Raw genomic sequence first — 1896 nt, 5'->3', positions numbered from 1 at the left:
CCCGCCGATGGCGCCGGCCCATATCTTCGTGATTTGCCAGGAGCCGAGCTTCATTTGCTGGATACCGGGCATTTCGCGCTCGAAGACAAGCTGGATGAGATGGTACCGCTGATCCGGGACTTCCTGGACCGCAAGCTGGCCACCAACTGAGCCAACGTCAGCTGCGATCGGAGCGCTGGCGGCGTCGCGGCCCCCCGCGGGTGGCCGCGAGACGCACAAACACGACATGACGCACCATCAAAGGATGAAACAATCATGTACGCCCGCCGGCATTTACTTTCGCGTCGCGGCTTTTGCCTGTGCTGCATGGCCGCTTCCGCCGGCGCTGTTACCGGCGGCTGGCTCACACCTCGGGAAGCATTTGCCGAGGCACGCGGCATCGTCAGCCTGATCAAGGACGGTGCCGCCGTATCGCCCATAGCCACCCACAAATTGCGCGGCAACGTGAGTGTGCTTGAGGGTTCCGGCGGCAACGTCGCGGTCCTCACTGGACCCGACGGCAAGGTGCTTGTCGATGCCGGCATCGGGGTTTCCCGCCCTCAAATGACGAGGGCGCTCGCCAATCTCGGCCCCGAGCCGATCACACATTTGATCAACACGCATTGGCATTTTGATCACACCGACGGCAATGCATGGCTTCGCTCGGCCGGAGCGAAGATCATCGCTCACGAAAACACCCGCAAATATCTCTCACAGACCCAGCGCGTCGAGGAATGGGACTATAACTTCCGGCCATTGCTCCCGGATGGATTACCCAGCGAAGTGTTCGCCGACAGGCGCGATCTGCAGCTCAATCGGGCGTCCATCGCACTGAAACGTTGCGGCCCGGCGCACACCGACAGCGACATCTCCGTCACGTTTGGCGAAGCAGATATCGTCCATGTCGGTGATACCTATTGGAACGGCATTTATCCCTTCATCGACTATTCGACGGGCGGCAGCATCGACGGAATGATCGCTGCGTCCGACGCTAATCTCGCCGCGACAACCGGCAAGACGATCATCATTCCGGGTTACGGCCATCCGGTCAGCAACCGAGCGGAGCTCCAGGACTTTCGCGACATGCTGGTCGTGATCCGGGAGAATGTCGCGAAGCTGAAGCGCCTGGGACGAACGCGCGACGAAACCGTGGTGGCCAAACCTACGGCTGCGTTCGACGGCAAGTGGGGCAACTTCGTGATCGATCCCGGTTTTTTCACTCGGTTGGTCTACGAAGGCGTTTGATCGCCAAATCGGATTTCGGAGCGTCTGCTCGGTTGAAACATGAGCGCCGTCGAACAATTTTGGCCGGCAGCCGCAGGCTGGGACCACACACTGCCTCTATTCATCGCCGCTGCGACCAACTTGGATCAGGAGATTTCGTAATGGGCAAGCTCAACGGAAAAGTCGCAGTGATCACCGGCGCAACGAGTGGCATAGGTTTGGCCGCGGCAAAACGGTTTGCGGCGGAAGGCGCCCGTGTATTCATGACCGGCCGCCGCAAAAGGGAACTCGATGCGGCGATCAACGAAGTTGGCAACAATTCGCGAGGCATTCAGGGTGATGTAGCGAACCTAGCCGATCTCGACCGCCTTTTTGAGATCGTGAAGGATGAAGCCGGCGCCATCGACATTCTATTCGCCAACGCAGGTGGCGGGGAATTTTCCGCTCTCGGCGCTATTACGGAAGAGCATTTCGACAGAACTTTTGGAGTCAACGTAAAAGGCACGCTCTTCACAGTCCAGAAGGCGCTGCCGCTTCTCAGGGACGATAGCTCGATCATCCTTACCGGATCGACCGCTGCGACGACTGGCACGCCTGGGTTCAGCGTCTACGGCGCCAGCAAGGCAGCAATCCGCAACTTCTCGCGCAGTTGGATTCTTGATCTGGTCGGCCGAGGGATTCGCGTCAATATAC

3 protein-coding genes are annotated in these 1896 nt (G+C 59.4%); all 3 read left to right on the top strand.

Annotated features, from left to right (window positions below):
- Window positions 1–150, top strand: a 150-nt coding sequence (locus tag NKI72_RS34790; protein WP_502909014.1) for an alpha/beta fold hydrolase, incomplete at its 5' end; no start/stop codon positions are given.
- A gap of 105 nt (window positions 151–255) precedes the next feature.
- Window positions 256–1224, top strand: a complete 969-nt coding sequence (locus NKI72_RS34785) for an MBL fold metallo-hydrolase (RefSeq protein ID WP_352693771.1) — start codon at window positions 256–258, stop codon at window positions 1222–1224.
- A gap of 140 nt (window positions 1225–1364) precedes the next feature.
- The coding region (locus NKI72_RS34780; RefSeq protein WP_352852216.1) for an SDR family NAD(P)-dependent oxidoreductase at window positions 1365–1896 on the top strand (532 nt) is incomplete at its 3' end.

Source organism: Mesorhizobium sp. M0437, assembly GCF_040321335.1.
In the GTDB taxonomy this organism is placed as follows: domain Bacteria; phylum Pseudomonadota; class Alphaproteobacteria; order Rhizobiales; family Rhizobiaceae; genus Mesorhizobium.
This window is presented reverse-complemented; position numbering and strand designations above follow the sequence as displayed.